Annotated in this window: 18 protein-coding genes; 3 read left to right on the top strand and 15 right to left on the bottom strand. The window is 38.1% G+C overall.

The features are described from left to right. Positions 1-146: 146 nt before the first annotated feature. The 11 genes from QF028_RS03750 to QF028_RS03700 all read right to left on the bottom strand — a co-directional run bounded on the left by QF028_RS03750 (position 147) and on the right by QF028_RS03700 (position 11579). Positions 147-1232, bottom strand: a complete 1086-nt coding sequence (locus QF028_RS03750) for an SPOR domain-containing protein (RefSeq protein ID WP_429464216.1) — start codon at positions 1230-1232, stop codon at positions 147-149. A gap of 134 nt (positions 1233-1366) precedes the next feature. After that, complete coding sequence (locus tag QF028_RS03745; RefSeq protein ID WP_429464214.1) at positions 1367-2134, bottom strand: pilus assembly protein PilO; 768 nt, start codon at positions 2132-2134, stop codon at positions 1367-1369. Further along, positions 2131-3000: a PilN domain-containing protein gene (locus QF028_RS03740; protein ID WP_429464212.1), complete on the bottom strand. Its 870-nt coding sequence runs from the start codon at positions 2998-3000 to the stop codon at positions 2131-2133. Before QF028_RS03740 ends, QF028_RS03745 begins: the two co-directional genes overlap by 4 nt. Beyond that, positions 3000-3986: a type IV pilus biogenesis protein PilM gene (gene pilM / locus QF028_RS03735; RefSeq protein WP_429464210.1), complete on the bottom strand. Its 987-nt coding sequence runs from the start codon at positions 3984-3986 to the stop codon at positions 3000-3002. Before pilM ends, QF028_RS03740 begins: the two co-directional genes overlap by 1 nt. A 16-nt stretch (positions 3987-4002) precedes the next feature. Next, positions 4003-4764, bottom strand: a complete 762-nt coding sequence (locus QF028_RS03730; RefSeq protein WP_429464208.1) for a prepilin peptidase — start codon at positions 4762-4764, stop codon at positions 4003-4005. 7 nt (positions 4765-4771) lie between these two features. Further along, positions 4772-5293, bottom strand: coding sequence for a prepilin-type N-terminal cleavage/methylation domain-containing protein (locus tag QF028_RS03725; RefSeq protein WP_429464206.1), 522 nt, complete (start codon positions 5291-5293; stop codon positions 4772-4774). A 134-nt stretch (positions 5294-5427) separates the two neighbouring features. After that, positions 5428-6645, bottom strand: a complete 1218-nt coding sequence (locus tag QF028_RS03720) for a type II secretion system F family protein (RefSeq protein WP_429464204.1) — start codon at positions 6643-6645, stop codon at positions 5428-5430. Continuing rightward, positions 6638-7687: a type IV pilus twitching motility protein PilT gene (locus tag QF028_RS03715; protein ID WP_429464202.1), complete on the bottom strand. Its 1050-nt coding sequence runs from the start codon at positions 7685-7687 to the stop codon at positions 6638-6640. Before QF028_RS03715 ends, QF028_RS03720 begins: the two co-directional genes overlap by 8 nt. 12 nt (positions 7688-7699) lie before the next feature. Further along, the gene (locus QF028_RS03710) at positions 7700-9361 is read right to left on the bottom strand and encodes a GspE/PulE family protein (RefSeq protein WP_429464200.1); all 1662 of its coding nucleotides are present in this window, start codon (positions 9359-9361) and stop codon (positions 7700-7702) included. Between the two features lie 15 nt (positions 9362-9376). Then, on the bottom strand, positions 9377-10705 hold the full coding sequence (locus tag QF028_RS03705; RefSeq protein ID WP_429464198.1) for a G5 domain-containing protein: 1329 nt from the start codon (positions 10703-10705) through the stop codon (positions 9377-9379). Positions 10706-10778: 73 nt separating this feature from the next. Further along, on the bottom strand, positions 10779-11579 hold the full coding sequence (locus QF028_RS03700; RefSeq protein WP_429464196.1) for a hypothetical protein: 801 nt from the start codon (positions 11577-11579) through the stop codon (positions 10779-10781). 228 nt (positions 11580-11807) lie between these two features. On the opposite strand from QF028_RS03700, the gene QF028_RS03695 reads away from it, so the two are divergent. Genes QF028_RS03695 through QF028_RS03685 form a run of 3 tightly spaced genes read left to right on the top strand, consistent with a single transcriptional unit; the run spans position 11808 to position 13954 of the window. After that, complete coding sequence (locus tag QF028_RS03695; RefSeq protein WP_429464194.1) at positions 11808-12263, top strand: type IV pilus modification PilV family protein; 456 nt, start codon at positions 11808-11810, stop codon at positions 12261-12263. Positions 12264-12275: 12 nt separating this feature from the next. Continuing rightward, positions 12276-12743 (top strand): PulJ/GspJ family protein, encoded by a 468-nt coding sequence (locus QF028_RS03690; protein WP_429464192.1) that lies wholly within the window; start codon positions 12276-12278, stop codon positions 12741-12743. Continuing rightward, positions 12740-13954 carry a hypothetical protein gene (locus tag QF028_RS03685; RefSeq protein ID WP_429464191.1) on the top strand — a complete coding sequence of 405 codons (1215 nt, stop codon included), beginning with the start codon at positions 12740-12742 and terminating at the stop codon, positions 13952-13954. Before QF028_RS03690 ends, QF028_RS03685 begins: the two co-directional genes overlap by 4 nt. A gap of 53 nt (positions 13955-14007) precedes the next feature. On the opposite strand, the gene QF028_RS03680 is transcribed toward QF028_RS03685, so the two are convergent. From QF028_RS03680 to QF028_RS03665, 4 genes are all read right to left on the bottom strand, one after another. Then, entirely contained in the window at positions 14008-14613 is a 606-nt protein-coding gene (locus tag QF028_RS03680; RefSeq protein ID WP_429464189.1) for a GGDEF domain-containing protein, read from the bottom strand. Positions 14614-14644: 31 nt separating this feature from the next. Next, positions 14645-14770: a hypothetical protein gene (locus tag QF028_RS03675; RefSeq protein WP_429464187.1), complete on the bottom strand. Its 126-nt coding sequence runs from the start codon at positions 14768-14770 to the stop codon at positions 14645-14647. 61 nt (positions 14771-14831) lie between these two features. After that, a complete protein-coding gene (locus tag QF028_RS03670) occupies positions 14832-16154 on the bottom strand; it encodes a bifunctional folylpolyglutamate synthase/dihydrofolate synthase (protein ID WP_429464185.1) in 1323 nt (440 codons plus the stop codon). A gap of 253 nt (positions 16155-16407) precedes the next feature. After that, positions 16408-19050: a valine--tRNA ligase gene (locus tag QF028_RS03665; protein ID WP_429464183.1), complete on the bottom strand. Its 2643-nt coding sequence runs from the start codon at positions 19048-19050 to the stop codon at positions 16408-16410. Between the last annotated feature and the right edge of the window lies 1 nt (position 19051).

The following is a 19051-nucleotide window of genomic DNA, read 5'->3' as shown; positions in this document are numbered from 1 at the left end:
TAGTAGCAAACAATTTTTATACGAAAAAAATTTTGATGGAATTTGTAAAATTATGCGGAATAATTCTTTTTATGACATATAAAAAGGCCTATCCAGATTCGATAGGCCTTATTTCCCGGAAAATATCGAGCTTTGTCACATATTGATTACTTTGAAAAATACAACGACATGAAGTTTAGCAAGTGCTGTTGGGCATCACTAAGATTCTTTTCGGATTTTGATTCTTGAAATGCTTTTAGTTTCTTGTTCGCACTAACTAATTCTGCTTTTAGATCTTTTAATTTTTTGTTTTTAACACTACTCTTTAATTGTTCTTCAATCTCTATGAGGGCTTTGCTGGAATCCTCAGAAAGCGACTTGGTCAGGAGAGCAGTCGAAGATGTAAGAGATAACGTTTGATACATGGTCGGTACAGCTTTTAAAAAGTTTTTTTCTTTTTCAGTAACACCGGTAAACTTCTTTTCATCTAATAACAGCGGCTTGGCAAACACATCTTCAATTCCATTTTCTTTATATTGAGCCCCAAGTGCTTTAGCGGCTTCGATGGAATCCGCAACACCAAGGAATAAAAAGTACTTGCCATCCATTTCAACGGATTGGGATGGTATGCCTTTCGAGTCTAAACTGGAAGATGTCTCCTTGGCACCAGCTTCCGATGAAAAAACTCCGCCCTGAATAACGTAAGCAGTTACTTGGGATATAGCTGCTGACGTGTTCTTGCCCTCCGTAGTTTTGGTTTCGGTGGTGCTAGCAGGCTTTTCAGTGACTACTGTAGGTTCGGTTACAACAGTCTTGTCGGTTGGTGTAGTTATCACTAACTTTAGCATCACAACCCCGATCGTTGTTCCAATAAGGATAGCGAAGACGGCTGAAATTAAAATGGTTCCTAACGGCCGGCCATTTTTCTTTTTTGAATTAGATGAACTGGATGAAAAGGTTGTTATTTTGGGAAGGGCAGATTTTTTTCCACTTTGACTTGGTACAATTTTAAACTCCTCTATGTCATTTTCGGAGGATTCAGGAATAATCCAATCAAAACTTTCGTCGACAGACTCTTGTGCTGCCGCTGTCTCCATTAAGTTATCCGATTCTGAGAGATTCGAATTTATTTTTATCACTTTAGGAATGGGGTCGATGCTGGCTTCGACTTCTTTTGGAGAAACATCCAGATGGGGCGGGTTTTCTCCATTTAATTTGATCTTGATTGTATTGCCTTTATTAGGCTTGTCCACTAAACCGTACTCCTCTCTCTACCACGGGTAATTTGTTCCATCCTATCATAAAGGCAAAAAAAAATAACAAGACTTTTGTCGTCTTGTTATCGTAGACTTTCGCCAAATTATTTACTAGTTTGCGATGGTGTTAATTATGGCTGCGCCCCGGTCGTGGCAGAAAACTGACTTAGTGGATTGTCTTTACCAGCTGGTGCTGGTGCATCGATTTTTGGAAGCTCTGCGGCTAAGTCTGTTAAATTCGGCATGTAGAAGGCAGAAATTGTCAGACTATAGGATAATGGCTCATCTTCTTGGTCTAAACTGGTGATCTCTTGCCCGCCTGAATAACTTATCGATTCAACCACGACAATGCGATTTAAAGATTCTAATGTATCAATAAACTTCTCTAAATCTTCATAGCTTGGTGATTCCACACTCATCGAAACGGTCAGCTTCTTCAAACCCGCAATTTGGGCAGAAGCGGTTTGTTGTGACGCTGTGGCTTGATTCGTGTCAGTTTGGTTCGTAGTAGCTTGTTGACCATTTGCATTTTCGGCGGTTGCTTGGTCAGCGGTAGTATTTACATCCGCGTCTTTTGAAAAACCCATCGAACTAATTTTACTTTTTGAAAGGTTTTCTGCCTTTTCTAAGTCTAAGATCAATTGTTCCTGTAACGGCTTGACAGGTAATTTCTTCTGTAATTCCCGCGTATCTACAGTCGTTTTTTTCGTATCTTCAGCCTTTTTTTGACTGACGATTTCCAATAGCTTTTGTTCGGATTCAAGTGACTGCTGCTTGTTCGTTAAATCTGATTTTAAAGGTGAGAGTTTAAAGAACTGAGCATAAACAAGGAATAAGACCACTAAAAGGGTAACGACCCCAATTATTAGGCTTTGTTTTTTGGAAAAACGGAGCTTCATGAAGCAGTCACTCCTTCCTCATCTTTGTTGCTCTTTTTAATATTCTTTTTAACCACTTCTTTATCGAGTTTTATTTCAAATTGACCTGTATAGCGAGGAAGGATATCATCGCTTACTGTCTTACTTTCGGTACCATTTGAAGTTGTTGTATTGTTGACAGAACCTGTAGTTGCTGTCGTGTTCGACGTATTGGTTTGAACACCGGTTCCAGTTGTTCCTGCAGCTGAATTCGTTTGACTATTCGTATTTGAAGTTGAACTTTGGTTAGTAATCGTTTGGTCCGAATTAGCTGTGTTGGTTTGGTTCGTTGTTTGAGTCGTTGAATTGGTTGCATTTGTTTGGCTAGTCGACGTTGTTGCACTAGCATTATTAACTGCCGATTCTGTAGTTGAGGCTGCTGCTAATGAGCTCAAACTTGCTTCTTCAATCCATTTTGATTCATTAAGATTATCTAAAAAGTACGCAGCTTCTCTTGCACTATCAAATTGCACCGATAACGAAATTGTCCCTGCTTCAGTGTAAGCGAAACTCTGGATAAAACCACGTTCAGGTAACAATGATGTCAGATAGCGCATGACAGGAATGGTCTGAATGGGATAATCGTTGGCCCAGTCAATTGCACTCTTTAATTGACTAACAGAGCTAGTAACTTCAGCTGTATCTGTACTTTTATTTTCTTTTTCAGCAATCTTTTTTGTCATCGAGATTTGTCTATCTAAAGAAGCAATATTACTCTTAGCGGTATTGGTTTGCCAAAGGTAATAGGCGCCAGTAAGTAACAATAAGGCAACTAAACACGATAAAGTTATAATAAAGCCGATTTTTTTCGGTTCCTTTTGGGGAAGCAGGTTAATTTCTACTAACATTATTGCACCCCTTTTAACGCGAGACCTAAAGGTAGTAATAGACTAGGAGGCATACTATCTTTCTTTCCGGGTTCGAGAGAAATCATATCGACAGGGACGTCAAATCGCTCTTTCATTTCATCATAGATCGCTGTCAGCATTGGATGGTCACCGTTCAATAAAAACTTGGTGATATCACTTTTTTCATTGTTAAGTGTATAGCGGTAAAAGTCGCTTAGCTTATTAATTTCTCTAAAAATATCCTCAAATTGAATCACTAACTCTTCTGTATTACCTGTATACTTAAATGCCAATTTGCCAGCCCTGTCAACCTTTACATCCCATAGATCAACATTAAATGGGATAGCAAATTGACGCATAACAAGGGGAACATTTTGTTCAAATATAGATAAATTGACACTCGTCAAATCAAATTGAACAGAGAAAAGGACTTCATTTGCACTAGTTTGATCAAGTTGATGATACAAGCGGTACAGTGCAAGCGGAGAAATATCTGCCGCAATCGGGTTAAGCTTTAGTTTAGAAAGTAAATTTGCATACTCCATTACCTGCTGCTCCGGTGCTACAAATAAAAGTAAATCCCTTGTTTTGCCATTACTTTCTAATGAATAAAAATCAAAGACAGGTTCTTCAAACGGTAAATGGATACTCGAACCAAGTTCTAAATACAGGTATCCTTGAATTTCATCCTCCTGAATTTCAGCAGGAATCGAAACTTTCCGGATGATGACCAGCGGATCTGGCACTAGAAAGCGAACTTGACGTCTTTGAATCTTCCATTCACCGATACACTCTTCCAAAATATTTGCTAAAGAATCGATATCGGTAATTTTCCCATCACTAATAATACCTGGTGGGAGGAAGCGTTCGCACCATCTTTGAGCAACAGGTGGATTCGCCTGCTTTAATTCAAGCAGACGAATCGAATGATCATTTAAAACGAGATTAATTATTCGGTTTTTAGATGTAAACAGGGAAAAAGCCATATGAAAAACCCCTTAGTTAAAATCCTTGATTAAGGAAATGCATATACAAATTAATTAAATCCGATCCCCAATAATACGCTGTTAATGTTCCGGCCGCAATAAATGGTCCAAATGGAATGGGCTGTCGTCTTTTGACAATTCTAAAAAGTAATGCCAATCCGCCAATAACAGCTCCGAACAATGTTGAAAGAAAGAAGGACAAAAGTACTAGTTTAAACCCTAATACCAATCCAAGTAAGGCATACAGTTTAACATCGCCGCCTCCAATTCCACCTTTGCTAGCGACAGCAATGAGTAAAAGGAAAATGAAACCAGACACTGCTCCAAGGAGGCTGTCCCACCATGGGTTTAGCGGCCAAATTATCCGCTCCAATAAAAAAATCCCTGCAAACCAGATCAGAATTTTATCAGGGATAAGCATATAGTGAATATCTGAAACAATGATAATCATAAACATTGAGATTAGTGATAGTGCAACCACTAATTCACCAGACCATCCGATAACTAATGGTGCTGTCATAAACAAGATTCCAGTCAATAATTCAAAAAACGGATAGATAGGAGAAATCCGCGACTTACAGCCGCGGCATTTTCCCTTTTGAATCAAATAAGATAATACAGGTATAAGTTCGTATAATTTTAACTTATGCCCGCAATAAGGACATGAAGAACGTGGAGTTACAATAGATTTACCCAATGGCACACGAAGCCCCACCACATTATAGAAAGAGCCAAGTATTAACCCAACTAATAAAAAATAAACAAATAGAATAATCATTTATATATTATGGTGTTCGAATGCTAGTTCTTTTAATATCACTTAATTTAAATGGTTCTGCTGCCTTAGTAACTACATTATTGGTCTTTTCTTCTGCAGTTCCATGTTCATCGATATGCATTACTGAATTTTTCAGGATTACACCAGTTACTTTACCAGCTACAACTGTAACATAAGAATCATTTGATGTCGGTGAAGTTGTATAACTAGTTTCTGAACCTGGTCCATAATCATTACCATCGGGTGACTCAAATTTTTCAAGATAACCTTCTTTAACCAAGTATCCTAAATATAAATATTTAGCACCTGTACTCTGTAAATCACTATCTGAGGCAATTGCCATTTGAGCAGAGCTTACCATTTGTTTTGCGTTTGCAATATGTGCGTCTTTTTTAGAATTATTAATAATACCTAATACTGATGGTATAGCAATAGCTGCAATAATCCCTAAAATCACAATAACTGCAAGTAATTCAATTAATGTAAATCCTTTTTGATCTTTAAGCTTATTTTTTAACATTTGACGCATTAATTTCATCTCCCTATATGGTTCTATGAACCTAGTAATATTGTCCCTTGTAGTATACATTAATTGACAAAGGAAAGAAAAGAATTTTTTGGTATTTTGTCCAATATCCTCAATATTTTTGTTTTCTTGTCATACTATTGATTCATCTGTTGAAATTGGTCGAACATGCTAAACATTGGAACCATGATAGATGTGACTATAGTCCCAACTAAACCTGCCAAAAAGACTATCATTATAGGCTCTATTAACGATTTTAACCTATCTGTTCCATTTTCTACTTCTTTTTCATAGAATTCAGCGATTTTTGATAGCATCGCGTCAAGTGCTCCCGTTTCCTCCCCGATAGCAATCATTTGAGTAACTAAAGGCGGAAAGGCCCAGTGTCTTTGCATCGGATCCGTCATGGAACGTCCTTTTTCTAGTGAATCCCGTGACTCTCGAATTACCTTGGCTAATACTTCATTTTCGACTACTTTCTCTACAATTGACATTGCTTGTAGAATTGGAACGGAGCTTGAGAACAATGAGCTGAGTGTTCTCATCATCCGAGCAAGCGCTGCTTTTTGTAGTAAATTACCAAATATCGGCATCTTCAATATAAAAAAATCAAAATAATATTTTGTTTGGTTATTTTTTTTAAGATACGTAATTAAAAAGACAATGGCAAAAATCATAAGTATTACAATCCACCAAAACGACTGCATAAAGTCACTTGCTGATAGGACGAATTTTGTAATTGCGGGCAGTTCCCCGCCCATATCGTCAAACATCGAAACAAATGTTGGTACAACGGCAACAAGTAAGAAAATAACTACAATAATAGCAATAATTCCTACCGCAATCGGATAGGAAAGCGCAGAAACGATCTTTTGCCGTGTGTAGTGTTGTTTTTCAAAATGCTCAGCCAAACGATCAAGTGTCTCATCTAAATTACCACTGATTTCCCCAGCTTTAACCAGATTGATAAACATTTGATTAAAAATTTTCTTGTGTTTAGCCACAGCTTCTGAAAGTGGATTACCTTCCCGCATCTCCTGTTCCACATCTAGTAAAGCTTTCTTTAAGGCTTTGCTCTCGGTTTGTAAAGCTAAGATGGCTGTTGCATCGACAACAGTTACGCCAGCCTTAATTAAAGTCGAAAATTGTCTTAAGTAAATAACAAAATCCTGAAGTTTCACTGGAGTTCCAATTGTTAGATCCTTTGTCATTAGAGTCTCTGGCACTTGGGTCATTTCAATTACCCTAATTCCCTCTTCTTTCAGCTTTTCCATCGCTTCTCGCTTGGAAGCTGCGTTCACGGTGCCCTGCCGTTTTCCTTTTCGATCACGTCCAGCGTATTTAAATCTAGCCATTCATCATCATCTTTTCATGTAAGTACTGTGATGCCGCTTCTTTTTGAATTAGGTTACGCTCAAGAAGGTCCTTAATACTCATTTCAAGTGTATGCATCCCTTGGGCTCGGGAGGTTTGCATCGTACTTTGAATTTGGTGTACCTTTTCATTTCTAATCAGGTTGGCAATTGCAGCATTGTTGACCAATATTTCAGTGGCAGCTTTTCTACCCTTTTTATCAATAGTAGGGAATAACCGTTGCGAAATTACCCCTACTAAGACAGACGCTAATTGAATTCGGATTTGAGACTGTTGTTCTGACGGGAACACATCGATAATCCGATTTATTGTTGTTGGTGCACTAGACGTATGAAGTGTTCCTAAGACAAGGTGCCCCGTTTCTGCTGCTGTAATTGCGATCGACATGGTTTCTAAGTCCCGCATTTCCCCTACAAGAATGACATCAGGGTCTTGACGAAGGGCAGCCTTTAAACCACTTGCGTAGTTATTTGTGTCAAAGCCGACTTCACGCTGATCAATAATTGAATTTCCATGTCGATGAAGATATTCAATTGGATCTTCTAAGGTAATAATATGTTTCCTCATCGTTCTGTTCATGTAATCAATCATCGAAGCTAAGGTAGTTGATTTCCCGCTTCCTGTTGGTCCTGTAACAAGTATAAGACCTTGGGGTTTTTCGACCAATTTTGAAACAATATCTGGCAAGTTTAATTCCTCAATCGATGGAACCTTTGAAGCAACTACCCTTAGCGCAATTGACACGCTTTTCCGCTGATGGTAGGCGTTGACACGGAAACGAGAACTGCCTGGTACACCATAGGAGAAATCAAGTTCACCTTTTTCGATAAATAAATCCCACATATGCTCTGGAATAATTGCTTTTGCCATACCTTCTGTATCAACAGGGAATAATTTCTCGGTTCCATACCTTCTTAAGTCACCATTGATCCTCATGACAGGAGGAACACCGACGGTTAAATGAACATCAGATGCTTTATATTCAATTGAAGCTCGTAGTATTGCGTCAATTTTTTCTTTCATTTTAATGCTCTCCTACTCCAGAATTGCTACTTTTAATACTTCCTCGGTTGTAGTTAAACCTTGTTTTACTTTTAGTAAGCCATCATCAAGTAAAAAGATGGTTTTATTTTTATTAGCCAATTCCTTCATCTTTTGAAACGATTCGCCGTTCATCATTGCTCGGCTCATCTCGTCATTTATGACCAACACTTCATGAAGAGCAAGCCTGCCCTTATAGCCTGTCATACTGCAGGATGAACACCCTTTTCCTCGTGTGATTTTTTCAATCTTCATCCCACGCTTGGCAAAAATCTCAATCTCACGCTTTGATGGTTCTTGAGTCTCCGCACAATCTCGACATACTTTTCGGACAAGGCGCTGAGCAACAATACCGCTTAAAGATGAAGCTAGTAAAAATGGTTCTACCCCCATATCAATCAGCCGGGTAACTGTCCCGATTGAATCATTTGTATGAAGGGTACTTAAAACTAAGTGACCCGTTAACGAAGCACGTATCGCGACCTCAGCTGTTTCTTTATCACGGATTTCTCCAACCATGATAATGTTCGGATCTTGACGAAGAATCGATCTAAGTCCGGCTGCAAAGGTCATGCCAACATTCGGGTTTACCTGAATTTGATTGATCCCTTCCAATTGATATTCAACTGGATCCTCAACCGTAATTATGTTAACTGCTTCACTGTTAAGCCTATTTAGCGCTGCATATAAGGTCGAAGATTTTCCTGACCCTGTTGGACCCGTAATGAGGACAATACCTGTTGGCTTTTCAATCATCCCAGAGAATCTCTTCATATTTAAGGAATTGAAACCAAGTTTGCTTAAATCATTTAAAGTCGATCCCATGTCTAAGAGACGCATAACGATCTTCTCACCGTAAACAGTTGGTAGCGTTGAAACACGGAGATCAACAGGATGAAAGTCGAGATTCAGCTTTATTCGTCCATCCTGAGGTACCCTATGCTCAGTGATATCAAGATTAGACATGATTTTTATTCTAGCTGTTAATACACTTTGCATATTTCGAGGGAGAACACGTTCATTCCTTAAAACTCCATCAATTCGGTAACGGACCACTACCTTTGTCTCTTGTGGATCGATATGAATATCACTAGCTCTCTGAATGACAGCATTGATCAAAATTTGATTAACCAAACGAACAATCGGTGAATTTTGATCAGTTACATCCTCATTTCTGTCCCGATCATTAAGTGGAAGTTCGTCTAGTAATTCATCGAGTCCATCATCAACATCATAATATTTATTAATGGTACGGAGAATATCATCCTTCGTAGCAATGGCGGGCTCAATATGAAAACCTGTCGACAAACGTAAATCGTCAATCACAATAAAATCCATTGGATTTGCCATCGCTACAAAAAGTTTATTTCCATCCCTTTTTAACGGAATGATTAGATTCCTTTTTGCTGTTTCTTTTGTGATAAGTGAAAAAAGATTGGTATCAAATGGATAGTGAAACAGGCCGACATGTGGAATTCCAAGTTGATACTCAAGGACTTCAACTAATTGCTGTTCTGTTAAATATCCTCTTTGTAAAAGAGCATCTCCAAGTTTTTGAGCAGCATCTTTTTCATCTAAAGTGGTCTGGAGTTGCTCAGGAGTAATCAGTCCTTCTTCAATTAACAAATCACCAAGTTTTTTTCGTGCTTGCCTCATTTTACATCCCTGCTTTTATTTTGGTTGTTCATTTGGTTTTCCCCATAGGTCATTATCTGTAGATTCCTGCTGGGTAATATCTGAAGTTGTCGTCGTTTGATTTGCATCAGGACTGGTTGTATCGACAATCTGGTTACTGTTATCAACCTGATTACCAGATGTATCAGTAGTTTGGGTAGTTGTTTGTACGCTTCCAGCAAGACCATGAATTTCAATCCGATAGGTTGGGGGATAATAATCCTCAGATACTAATTCGGTCTTTAGGGATTGGCCTCCTTGATAGACTTCCCGATAAACCTTAATAATTTGACCCTGTTCACCTTTTGTTTTCACCTTTGTTTTTCCAGGTAGAAGCAAAGGGCTATATTGAATGATTGTTTTAGGTACTAACTTTTGTTCGTCTTTTGTGGTTATTTGATATTTATAAATTAACTTTTCTCCGGTCAAAGTAACCTTCAATTGTTTGTTTACTAAGGTAAGTTTAAGAATATACTTCGCCTTATTTGGATTTGCTATCACTAAATCGGCCTTTTTAGTTAAATTAACTTTAGCTTCGAATCCCAAACTCGAATAATTCGGCAAAGAGCTGCCAATGTTTCTTTCCACAATTTTAAAATTTGAAGGTAAGATCGCTTGATAAATTCCAGTGGCAATCACATTTAGTGAATCCGGATCTTCAATTTTTTGTTTTCCAGCAAAATCTAAAAGTGAAAAAGTCGATCCTTCTGAAATTTCAATTTTAGGGTTTTTATCAATTACAGTTTGCAAAGCAAACGGAACTTCATTCATTGTGATTACTGCTGTATTTAAGACAGCATCCTTTTTGATATGATCTGCAAGTAAGAAATCATTATAAAGGTCTAAGTTTTGTGAACCTGATTGGAATAGTGCAGCTGTTGAATTTAAGCTAGTCGTAAGCTTGTCTATATCAACATCACTTGTATTTAATTGAGGAAATAAAATCTCTAGTTGTTCTTTCACTTGTAATTTATCTACAGTAATAACAGCAGAATTTTTTTCTCCATCCTTGATTGAATGGACTGTTTTCTCGGAATCAAGATGGGATTGGTTTAAATCAAAGGGAACTGTTTTTTCCCCATACTGCAGTTCAATGGATGTATCTTTAAGCCAAGAGACGTACTTTTCCTCTAACAGACTTTTTGCTTCATCTTCAGTCTTACCTGAAACATCTAATGCACCGATCGTAGTACCATCAGAGAATTTCCCGTCTGCATTTATTATTTTCTCAAATGCTTTAGCGCCATAATGGGAGAAACTAAATATAAATGCCGTACAAAAAAGTAAAACAACAAACAATTTGATCATTTGCTGATTCTTGCCCAAAATATCTGCCTCCCTTCAAACACACACATTATACTTCAACATGAAATCTATTATATATAACAATTATTGTTAGTTACTTTTGTAAACTAACCTTTTCCTTCGGTTCAATTTCATCTAGGATATCATCTCGTTCTGAAGCTATTTCTTTTTGCGCGAGAAGAAAATCGAAAAGAGAGTCATCTATAGGCTCTTCTTCCTCATCAAGTTGTACAGGGAATTTCTTTTCTACCTTGATAGGCGAAAGTTCATGAATTTCTTCAAGCAAATCCTCTTGCACCATTTTTTCTTCAATCTCTAGTAAACTCTCAATATCTAATACATAGTCGTTTTCCTTGTTTTTATCTTTATTTTGCTCGTATTCTTCTACTTCTGTATTTCTTTCTAAGAAAAATGAAAGATCCTCACCGATTGTTTCCGATTCATTAGCTGTTTTTTCTTCAATACCAGACATTACTGGAGAAGGAATTAATTCGCTCACTGCATCTTTTTCTATATTAATATTTGATGAAATAGGTAACGCTAACTCTTCGTCAATTTTCACCAAATTAACATCTTTTAGACTTTCTATTTTGTAAACGGGTTTGTAACTCTCAAATTCCTCATCAAAAGCTTCACCAACGACAGAATTTTCATTGAAAATTAATGTCCCGATACGTTTATTCATAAAGTAAGCTGCAAAAAAGATGAGAGCAAAAAGCATTAATGCTATCTCCCACAACGGTAAAATCGAAATAGCTGCAAGTCCACCAAGTGACAAGATAAAACTAGTTAAGACTAAAAGGAACTTCCCCTTAAAGGAGTAACCTAAAGGTAAAAAGGATATTATTAACATCAAAACAATCATAGAACTAATGGCCCATAAAATCATTTGCATTTATGCACTCCTCTTTATATAGTCTATTTATACTATTAAACTACATTTTTCATCAAGAAAGTAAGTTTTTTATTGATTTCCATAAAAATCAGACAAAATTCGCCTACTAAATATTGTATAATACTTTTAAGTCATTTAATAGAAGATGAAAAATATTTATGGGTAGAAATTACTAAATATTTTTAATTCTATTTGTACAAATTTGCTATCATTAAGGAACTGATCGAAATGAAATTTATTCAAAATGAAAAAGGCGTTACTCTTATAGAGGTTCTTATATCCATTGTTCTTCTTTCAATAATCTTTTTATCTGTTATGAGTTTTTTCCCACAAATGGGCCTAATGAATAATCAAAATCAAGATAAAGCGAAAGCCATTAATATTGCTAAAGAAGTTCTTGTTAATTGGCAAGAATCGAGTGATGTGAAATGGTTTCTGGTTAAAACGGATCAAGTCACTGGTTTTACACCAACAGAACCGAAAGTGGCTTATAGCAGGTTCTCCTATGATGTTAACTATTATTATTTCGAAACAACTAAAGATAAATATAACGTGCATATTAGGATTAAAAAATTTCCTGAAATAAGTTCAAGATTATCCAGCATAAATTCTATTGTTATTCAACTATTAGATAAAAATAATAGACATGTCGTTAGTGAAACATTCGGATATGTTAAAAGATAGGAAATGATATTTGTGAACCGAGCGCAAAGTGGTTTAACACTAATTGAAGTATTAGTAACTCTAACTATTCTTTCCTTTTTAAGTGTAATTACTTGGAGTGTTTTTTTTCAAGGCTTTAATTTTTCGCAAAAAGCAATCTCAAAAAACTCAATGATTCAAGAAACCAATCTCTTAATCTCCAACTTAAATAAGATTCACCAAACGATGATTAAGTACGAATTTAAAAGTGAAAATTGTGAAATCAAAGTTACAAATCTAAATTCTACTCCTCAACAAACTCAAATATTTAATCATTCAAATATATGCTTTAAAATACTTGAAATTAATGCAGTGCTAGGTCAGGGACCAAAAACAGTAGAACCAAATAAAACCGCAAATGATGTGTCTTTAAAAATTAGTGCAAGTGATAAGAACAATCCACAAAACAGCATAACTCAAGATACTTTTCTTTATCGAATGAAGGGTGCTGATTATCAATGAAGAATTTAATGAAGAATGAACGAGGATATGCACTTGTAACGGTATTATTAATCATAACCGTTTTTATGGTTGTTTTCCTCTCCTTCATGGGGCAAGCTTTTAGCAGTGTGAAACAAAATCAGGTTGTAGAGAAGAAATCTCGTTCTGTTGCCGCAGCTGAAGCGGGGATTTCGTATTACCAGGTTGAGGTTCAAAAAACTTTTGAATCTAAACAGCAATTGGTAAGTGATTACATCAAGGATCGACCAGCACTAATTCAGGACTTTAAAAAGGAAGCTGCTAAAAAAATGGCAGAAGTACTTCAAGGAACACCCATTACCACTCCTACAAATGCACCATATCGTATGAGCAATTATGTTGTAACTGCAGACCCTGTTCAGAGCTCGAGTAAAGTAATTATTAGTTTCAATGTTGTAGGCAGCGATAACGGTAAAGAATCCACCCTTATTACAAAAATGACCATCGACTTTGCTTCTATCATTAATCTAGCAACACTGGATACCAATAACAATTACGCGTTGCCAACATTCGAGACGGTTAAACTCACGTCAGGATGTACCACGTTAGCTTGTAATGAGGTATATATAAACGGTAATGGAGACTTTTCAGGTAATAATAATATAAACGATAACCAAACAATTTTCACTACAGGTACACTAACTTTTGATGGAAATGGTAACGAAAATAATATAACGAATGTTAAAATCCATTCTGATGGTGCATTTACTAATAACAAAAACATGAATAGCGCTGCCAATGTTATTATCGAAACAAAAGGTGATGCTAAATTCATGCAAAATGTAAAAATAAGTGGAACATCAAAAATACTAGTAAATAAAACATTGGATGTTGACCAAAATTTGGAGCTAGCGAATAATTCTTTTGTGTATGTTGGAGGTACAGATGCTCCGACAACTGATATTAATTATAAGATCGCAACCATTGATAATAACTTAAATATTTTCTCTTCCTCAAAGATGTGTGTAAAAGGAAATTTATCAGCTAAAATGATTGATGTTGCATCGTCAAGTAATCCGCCAAGTAAGTTATATGTATTAGGAAAAGTGTGGGAAGACGGTACGTTAAAAACTAATTATACAGTTGATATAGACACATTTACTAGAGAGTGTGGATCACTAATACCGCCAGAATTCAAAATTAAATGGGGTGACAATGTTAATACAATAATAAATTCAGTTGAATATAATTAAACCCAAATATAAGGTGTGACCGTAGTTGAAATAAACAGCTCGACCACACCTTTTTAACAAGAAGAATACTCCGCTACCCGATTCCTACCAGCCCGCTTCGCCCCAACATAAAGCGCTCTATCCGCATGTCGAATCAACGCCAAGGCATCTTCCGCATCCTCAGTCGCAGTTGCGACCCCAATCGATGCAGTAATCATTACCTTTTGTTGGGTATTATCTATTTCTAAGGACTGTTTTAGTGTAAATGGCCAATTGGAAATCATTTGCCTTATTTGTTCAGCCATTTGGTAGGCCTCTTCTTTTGGTGCATCAGGTAAAAGAACGACAAATTCTTCCCCGCCATAACGTGCCACCGTGCCACGACCACCTACCAACTTTTTTAGCCTGCTGGCAAGCTCAAACAGGATTTCATTTCCGCTCTGGTGACCGTAGGTATCGTTTACTACTTTGAAGTGATCGATATCGAGAAGGATTAACGAGAGCGTTCGGCGCTCGAATCGCATCAGTTTTTCAAATTCCTCGGTCAACATATTTTCAAAATAGCGGTAATTATGAAGTTTGGTTAACGAGCAGTGTTCGCTTTGCATTTTGGTTAGTTCATAATGTTTAGCATTTTCAATCGCAACAGCGAAGTGGGAACAAAGGATATCGATAATCATCAGCTGGAAGTTTTCAAAAGCACGTTTTCGATTAAATATCTAACCAATGCCCAATAAAATTAGGAGGATAAGCCTTATAGATGTACCAGGTTCCTGCAGGGACAAACAAGAGCCAGGCAAGAAAAATAGCATTCTTGATGCGCGGTTTTACGTTCATGCTTATCCTCCTCTCAGTCTTATTTAAATATAATTATTTTACCATGATAAAAATAAACTTATCATAAAGAAATTATCTTATTCTTCAAACAGTTAGTCAAAAATGGTTTTACCTCTGAAATAAAGTAGAGTGAACCCGTTATGACTAACATGCTGTTGTTCTCTATGGTTTGGATCTCTTCTATAAGAAAAGGACCCCAGTCATCGACTGCCAATTTGTTGTGTGATTGGCTAATTTTGAGTAATTCTTCCGCTTTTGCTGCACGTGGAAAATCAAAGCTGACAAAGGCAATTTGGGAAGCCATTTGGTCCAGCTTGGCAATCATTTGATCAAGCTTTTTATCCGATAGCGCGGCAAACACGATCTGAATACTGCGATCTTGATATCTAGTACTTAATTCATGGGTAAGAGCAGTTATTCCCTCATCATTATGGGCCCCATCAATAATCACAAGTGGACTTTCAGAAACGATCTCAAATCTCCCCGGCCAGTACGCCTTTTTTAAGCCCGTACGAATAGATTTCTCTGTAATCAGGAATGAACCTTTTTGATTTAAAAATTGGGCGGCCATGACAGCAAGTGCGGCATTTTCTGTTTGATGCTGACCGATCATCCTGATTTCTAATTGGGCGATGGTTTGAAGTTGAGTGATGACATCAAACACTTCACCATTAGAAAGGGATTTATGAGCACTAATCGAAAATTCCTGATTTAAGCGGTAAAGAGGTGCTTTTTTCTTATCTGCTTGGTCATCAATTACCTTGATCGCCCCTGGATGCTTGACAGCTGTAAAAATGGCGGTGTTCTCTTTAATTATCCCTGCTTTTTCAAAAGCAATTTCCTCATAGGTGTTTCCGAGGATGTTTGTGTGATCAAGACCGATATTGGTAATGATCGAGGCTAATGGCTGGATGATATTTGTTGAATCAAATCGACCGCCTAAACCGACTTCAAAAATAACAACGTCAACCTTGTTCATGGTTGCGAAATAATGGAACGCCATTGCGGTGATGACTTCAAACTCAGAAGGCCCGCCAAGCTCTGTTTCTTCTAATTCGTCCGCCAATGGGCGAATGATATTGGCTAGTTGGAGCAGCTCCGCATCTGATATGGCTTTCCCATTCACACTGATCCGCTCATTGAACTGTTCAATATAAGGCGAGGTAAAGGTACCCACTGAATACCCTCCTGCTTCAAGAATTGAACGGAGAAAAGTAACGGTGGAGCCTTTGCCATTTGTACCGCCAATATGAACCGTCTTCATTTTCGTTTCTGGATTACCAAGCTTGTCCATCATCCATTCCATCCGTTTTAACCCTGGCTTGATTCCCAGCCTTAACCGTGCATGAATCCATTCTAGGGCTTCTTTATATGTAGCAAACATTCGTGACACCCCATCTATATTTTAATGTTTGATTAATATTTACTTCTAAAGTGTAATCTATTTTTTGATTCGCTGATAAAATCCAATTTTCGCTGATATATTAGACGTTTCCGCTGATATATTCCTGAAAACCGCTGATAAATTGTAATCTCTGGCATATTTGCATCAAACATGTTGATTTTGTTTGTTTTTTCAATGTCTTAGTAATAAGGCGAGACGAATCCTCAGAGAATTCGCCTCGCCAAACTAATTATTACCCTCTTAACTCTTTAATGCGTGCTTCGACAATCGCTCTTTTTTCGCGATAATCATCTTCCTTGGCACGCTCTTCGGCTACAACACTTTCAGGTGCCTTTTTCATGAAGCCTTCATTGCTTAGTTTCTTCTGAACTCTGTCGACTTCTTTATTTAAGCGTTCAAATTCTTTTTCGAGACGTGCAATTTCTTCGTCAATATTAATCAAGCCTTCAAGCGGCAGGATGATTTCTAAACCAGTAATCACGGCTGTCATTGCTTTTTCCGGCGTTTCAAGGTCAACGCCCATTTGTAGTTCTTCTGGATTACAGAAGCGTTCAATATAGCCGCGGTTATTCTCGATAGCTTTGAGAACCGTTTCATCCTTCGCTTTAACAAGCATTTTGATTTTCTTACTCATTGGTGTATTTACTTCAGCACGAATATTCCGAACCGCGCGAATCATCTCGACGAGCAGTTTCATTTCTTGAGCTGCTTGGTCATCAGAATGAGCTGGATTTACTTCAGGCCAAGCTGCTGTCGTAATTGATTCACCTTGGTGAGGAAGGTTCTGCCAAATTTCCTCGGTGATAAATGGCATGAATGGATGCAATAAACGCATTGTTTGATCTAATACATGCGCCAGAATCGAACGAGTTGTTTTCTTCGCTGCTTCATCTTCACCATATAGCGGCAATTTCGCCATTTCAATATACCAATCACAGAAGTCATCCCAGATAAAGTTGTATAATGCACGGCCCACTTCACCAAATTCATAACGGTCAGAAAGTCTTGTCACATGTTCAACCGTTTCATTTAAACGTGTTAAAATCCACTTGTCTGCAACCGATTTTTCCCCGCTAAAATCAATCTCTTCGTAGGTCATTCCGTCCATATTCATTAACGCGAAACGGGAGGCATTCCAAATTTTATTGGCAAAGTTCCAAGTTGACTCTACTTTTTCAAAGCTGAAGCGTAAATCTTGACCTGGTGAACTTCCTGTTGACAGGAAGTAACGCAATGCATCGGCACCGTATTTTTCGATGACATCCATTGGATCGACGCCGTTTCCAAGTGACTTACTCATTTTGCGTCCCTGTTCGTCACGAACGAGACCGTGGATGAGAACATCTTTAAATGGTCGTTCCCCTGTAAACTCGATGCTTTGGAAAATCATTCTGGATACCCAGAAGAAGATAATATCATAGCCTGTTACTAAAACATCGGTTGGGAAGTAGCGCTTGAAATCAGACGCTTCTGTATCAGGCCAGCCCATGGTTGAAAAAGGCCAAAGCGCGGAGCTGAACCATGTATCGAGTACGTCTTTATCCTGCTCCCAGTTCTCAGCGTCTGCCGGTGCTTCTGTACCAACATATACTTCACCTGTTTGCTTGTGGTACCAAGCTGGAATTCGGTGACCCCACCAAAGCTGTCTCGAAATACACCAGTCGCGGATATTCTCCATCCAACGTAAGTAGGTCTTTTCAAACCGATCCGGGACAAAGTTTACTTTTTCATCTTTGCTTTGCAGGGCAATTGCTTCATCCGCGAGCGGCTGCATTTTAACAAACCACTGGGTGGAAAGATACGGTTCAACAACAGCACCGCTTCGTTCCGAATGCCCTACGGAATGCGGATGCTCTTCAATTTTGAAAAGAACACCTTGTTCCTGCAAGTCCTTAACGATTTGCTTACGGCATTCAAAACGGTCGAGTCCTTTATACTTGCCAGCTCTATCATTCATCGAACCGTCTTCGTTCATTACGAGAACTCGCTCTAGATTATGACGATTACCTACTTCAAAATCGTTCGGGTCATGGGCTGGCGTAATTTTAACCGCACCAGATCCGAATTCCATATCCACATAGTCATCACCAACGATTGGAATTTCACGGCCAACAATTGGGAGGATAACAGTTTTGCCAATCAGGTGCTTGTAGCGGTCGTCTTCTGGATGAACGGCAACCGCGGTATCACCCAGCATCGTCTCAGGACGGGTCGTAGCCACTTCAATTTGGCCAGAACCATCGGCAAGCGGATAACTCATATGATAAAAAGCACCTTGAACATCTTTATAAATGACTTCAATGTCGGATAGAGCTGTTTTAGTGGACGGATCCCAGTTAATAATATATTCACCGCGGTAAATGAGACCTTTTTTATAAAGGGTAACAAACACCTCTTTAACGGCATCAGATAAGCCTGCATCCAGCGTGAAACGCTCGCGGCTGTAATCTAAGCCTAAGCCCAGTTTCGACCACTGCTGACGGATATGGGAAGCATATTCTTCCTTCCACTTCCATGTTTCCTCAACGAACTTCTCTCTTCCTAGATCGTAGCGGCTTTTTCCTTCATTGCGAAGTTTTTCTTCTACTTTAGCTTGGGTAGCAATCCCAGCATGGTCCATCCCTGGCAACCAAAGAACGTCATACCCTTGCATCCGCTTCATCCGGGTCACGATATCTTGAAGCGTTGTATCCCAAGCATGACCTAAATGAAGTTTCCCGGTAACGTTTGGCGGCGGGATAACAACTGTGTACGGCTCTTTGGCCTCATCGTTTTGTGCTTCGAAAAATTTACCCTTTAACCACCATTCATAACGGCCTTTTTCAATCGTTTGCGGATCGTATTTGGTAGGCATTGTTAGTTCCTTTGTTTCCATT

Source organism: Neobacillus sp. B4I6 (genome assembly GCF_050434045.1).
In the GTDB taxonomy this organism is placed as follows: Bacteria; Bacillota; Bacilli; order Bacillales; family Cytobacillaceae; genus Neobacillus.
The sequence above is the reverse complement of the archived record's forward strand: the minus strand, read 5'-3'. Positions and strand labels throughout refer to the sequence as shown.

What these genes read in the sequence shown, in the direction of transcription:
- QF028_RS03685 (WP_429464191.1), top strand. Translation starts at nt 12,740, where the DNA reads ATGAAGAATTTAATGAAGAATGAACGAGGATATGCACTTGTAACGGTA.
- QF028_RS03665 (WP_429464183.1), bottom strand. Translation starts at nt 19,050, where the DNA reads ATGGAAACAAAGGAACTAACAATGCCTACCAAATACGATCCGCAAACG.
- QF028_RS03740 (WP_429464212.1), bottom strand. Translation starts at nt 3,000, where the DNA reads ATGTTAGTAGAAATTAACCTGCTTCCCCAAAAGGAACCGAAAAAAATC.
- QF028_RS03700 (WP_429464196.1), bottom strand. Translation starts at nt 11,579, where the DNA reads ATGCAAATGATTTTATGGGCCATTAGTTCTATGATTGTTTTGATGTTA.
- QF028_RS03670 (WP_429464185.1), bottom strand. Translation starts at nt 16,154, where the DNA reads ATGTTTGCTACATATAAAGAAGCCCTAGAATGGATTCATGCACGGTTA.
- QF028_RS03695 (WP_429464194.1), top strand. Translation starts at nt 11,808, where the DNA reads ATGAAATTTATTCAAAATGAAAAAGGCGTTACTCTTATAGAGGTTCTT.
- QF028_RS03710 (WP_429464200.1), bottom strand. Translation starts at nt 9,361, where the DNA reads ATGAGGCAAGCACGAAAAAAACTTGGTGATTTGTTAATTGAAGAAGGA.
- pilM (WP_429464210.1), bottom strand. Translation starts at nt 3,986, where the DNA reads ATGGCTTTTTCCCTGTTTACATCTAAAAACCGAATAATTAATCTCGTT.
- QF028_RS03675 (WP_429464187.1), bottom strand. Translation starts at nt 14,770, where the DNA reads ATGAACGTAAAACCGCGCATCAAGAATGCTATTTTTCTTGCCTGGCTC.
- QF028_RS03730 (WP_429464208.1), bottom strand. Translation starts at nt 4,764, where the DNA reads ATGATTATTCTATTTGTTTATTTTTTATTAGTTGGGTTAATACTTGGC.
- QF028_RS03680 (WP_429464189.1), bottom strand. Translation starts at nt 14,613, where the DNA reads ATGATTATCGATATCCTTTGTTCCCACTTCGCTGTTGCGATTGAAAAT.
- QF028_RS03745 (WP_429464214.1), bottom strand. Translation starts at nt 2,134, where the DNA reads ATGAAGCTCCGTTTTTCCAAAAAACAAAGCCTAATAATTGGGGTCGTT.
- QF028_RS03715 (WP_429464202.1), bottom strand. Translation starts at nt 7,687, where the DNA reads ATGAAAGAAAAAATTGACGCAATACTACGAGCTTCAATTGAATATAAA.
- QF028_RS03725 (WP_429464206.1), bottom strand. Translation starts at nt 5,293, where the DNA reads ATGCGTCAAATGTTAAAAAATAAGCTTAAAGATCAAAAAGGATTTACA.
- QF028_RS03720 (WP_429464204.1), bottom strand. Translation starts at nt 6,645, where the DNA reads ATGGCTAGATTTAAATACGCTGGACGTGATCGAAAAGGAAAACGGCAG.